This window comes from Desulfovibrio sp. 1188_IL3213 (assembly GCF_036763145.1).
Taxonomy (GTDB): Bacteria; Desulfobacterota; Desulfovibrionia; order Desulfovibrionales; family Desulfovibrionaceae; genus Desulfovibrio.
Genome location: NZ_JBAIYR010000326.1, coordinates 1 through 2660, shown reverse-complemented (window position 1 = coordinate 2660; position 2660 = coordinate 1). Strand labels below are relative to the sequence as shown.

2 protein-coding genes are annotated in these 2660 nt (G+C 37.7%); both read right to left on the bottom strand.

The window, feature by feature from the left end:
• Positions 1 to 587 precede the first annotated feature (587 nt).
• The gene (locus tag V6C16_RS10955) at positions 588 to 1994 is read right to left on the bottom strand and encodes a plasmid recombination protein (protein ID WP_002333830.1); all 1407 of its coding nucleotides are present in this window, start codon (positions 1992 to 1994) and stop codon (positions 588 to 590) included.
• A gap of 220 nt (positions 1995 to 2214) precedes the next feature.
• Complete coding sequence (locus tag V6C16_RS10950; RefSeq protein ID WP_137264908.1) at positions 2215 to 2577, bottom strand: hypothetical protein; 363 nt, start codon at positions 2575 to 2577, stop codon at positions 2215 to 2217.
• Between the last annotated feature and the right edge of the window lie 83 nt (positions 2578 to 2660).

Genomic DNA, 2660 nt, shown 5'->3' with positions numbered 1-2660 from the left:
TTTCAGTTTTCCGACTATGGTAATTCGGTCAATTGACCACTGCATTTTTAAGGGAAGGGTCAAACTTTGATACTTTAACCGCCTGTTAGAAATGCGGTTAAGTTTTTCCCACTCATTCACGATCGTGCCACGTTTACTCAAATTTTGTTCCTCCTCAAAGAAAAAGAGACTTCTGGAAAGAATTTTAAAAAGTTCACGTAACTCTTAAAAATTCATTACCAAAAAATCTCTAGTCTTGAAGAAATCTAAAAATATTCGTATAATGATTAAGAAGTTACGGAGCTAGTGCGATTAGTTTCCGTAAAGGTCGAGAACGTTGGTAGCGTTGCTCGACTATTTTTTTACTCTTTTTTCAGTTCATTTGTTTGCTAACTCAATAATAGCACTTCTCTTTAGCTATGCAAATATCCAAAAAATAAAACCGCACCCTTTGAAAAGGGCGCCCCCAAACTTCGCTAACGCTAGGTTGGCCAAAAAATGGACTGGCCATTTTTTAGCAAATGTCAGCTTAATAGGCTAGTGGTTTAGCCGTCAACTCCTTATCCTCGGCACAAACCGCCTCCGGTACCGTTGACTGCACATCGTAACTACCACTCGATCTCATCTTCAGAACGCTCTAATTTACGCTGTGAGACGTTTTGACGATAAAATAAGGTTTTCTCCTGCTCTAACACTTCTAATTCCTCAGAAAGCCCCATATCCTTTTCTGCAAGACCAAAACGGATAGACAAACGAGTGATCGATTTTTGAAATGCGTTTTTTAATCGCTCTAAACGCTGGCGTAAAGAGCGATTTTCTTCTTTCAGCTTTTTATTTTCCACTTGTAAATCTGCTAATTGTTTTCTACCAGACAAATGACGCTCTTCTTCCAATGTAGCTACATACTCATTTAATTCTGTATTTTGCTCAAGCATCTGTAAATATTGCTCACTCATGTTATCAGCATTTCTCTTGGCATTTGTTGCTCTCGTAGCTCGTTGATACAAATCAACAAAATCATTCCCAGATAAATGATACGAACCATCAGGAAGCCTCTTGAAACTTTCTAAAGGAACAATATCTTTTTGGAAAATGACCGCCATCTCTTTTTTTACATTCAGCATATTTTTCTTCTCTTCTTCAATCTTCACTCTCTCAGAAGCCACCAGAGCCTTTTCTCGCTCATTTTCTTCTCTTTGCCTAGAAATATACCTCAACTCATCAGAAACGCTCTCACGCTCTTTTACGGCCGTTTGACGCAATTCTGAAATCTCGCTCATGATTTCTTTATATTCGTGAACATCTTTGATTTTGTTAGTACCGACTAACTCACGCTCCCAACCAAAATCTGCCATCAAACGTTCAATTGACTCAACTTCCTGATTCCTAAAATTATTCCAAATCACTCGACCATTCTCTTTATCTGCTCGTAAACCCTGCTGTTGCAAGGCTTTGTTAAAACTTGGTTGCTTTTGAACACCCCGTTTATACCCTTCAGCAACAGGAACAATATTCAAATGCAGGTGCGGACTTACTTCGTCATTATGAATAACAGCATTGTAGACGGATAAATTAGGATTCCGTTCTTTAAATTCTTTGAAATACTCAACTAAAATTTTGTTGGCAATCACTCGATTTTGTTCTGCTTGTTGTTCCGATATGCCAGTAGAAGAACCATCATCACGAGTAGTACGAAAATCATCAAGAGTACCAATTTGCACGATAAATTCTCGCTGTGGTTCCAATTTTTTATCCTTGCGAACCTTTGCTAAATAGTCCTCGATTTTTCTATCGGCTCTTTTCTGCTTTGCATTATATTTTTCTACGGCTTCACCGAATAATTCTTCATATTTTTCACGAATATTTGTTTGTTCTAAATAGATATTTTCATCCGATTTTGTGAAATCAATATGCTTATGCCAGTCATTGATTTTTTGGCTATCAGTTAACTCACGATTATTATGAGAAATGCTTGTATTCTTTGTTCCCTTTTTGAACGAAATACTGAACCCCAAGTTAAAACCCTCCTTCGGCTGTCGCTAATAAAAAAAGTGTAAACCTTTCTGTTACTCTTTGTCAAAGAGTAACGTTTTCCTAATTGTGACATGGCTGTCACAATTCCAAACGCTCTCCGAGGGTTTTCGCTGTCACAAGTGACAACGAAAAAAGGAGCCGAAAGCGTGTCACGCTCTCAACTCCTTTTACGCTTTATTTTGCTTCACGCAAAATAATCGCTTATCGTAAATTCACGTCATTAAATATTGACGTAAATTTACTCTCACTCATCTGACTTTTCTTATTCGGTATCACTCCGAATAAGCCGTCAGATTCATCGGGATAATCTCGTTCGCTTGGCGCTGATTTTTCATCAGCAAGCCACTCATTATCCACTGTTTTTTCGTGTTGCTGATCGTCAGAAATTGACGATAACCACCGCTCAAAATCAGCAAAAGTTTCAAACCCAAAACGCTTGCGAAGAGCCTTGCCCATTGCAGCATTTTCTTTCTCAATCAAGCGTTTTTTCTGTTGGCGAAGTTTCGCTTGTTCTTTTTTTAATTTTTCTTCTTGCGCTTTAATATCTGCTAAAGTCATTCCCATAAACTACATCTCCTTTTCTTTGGAATTAATAACGGAAATTTGGTTTAACTGCATAACATGACTCATTAATTTCAACCAAAATT

Excerpts from the sequence above, each read along its gene's own strand:
- V6C16_RS10950 (WP_137264908.1), bottom strand. The coding sequence starts at position 2,577 with ATGGGAATGACTTTAGCAGATATTAAAGCGCAAGAAGAAAAATTAAAA.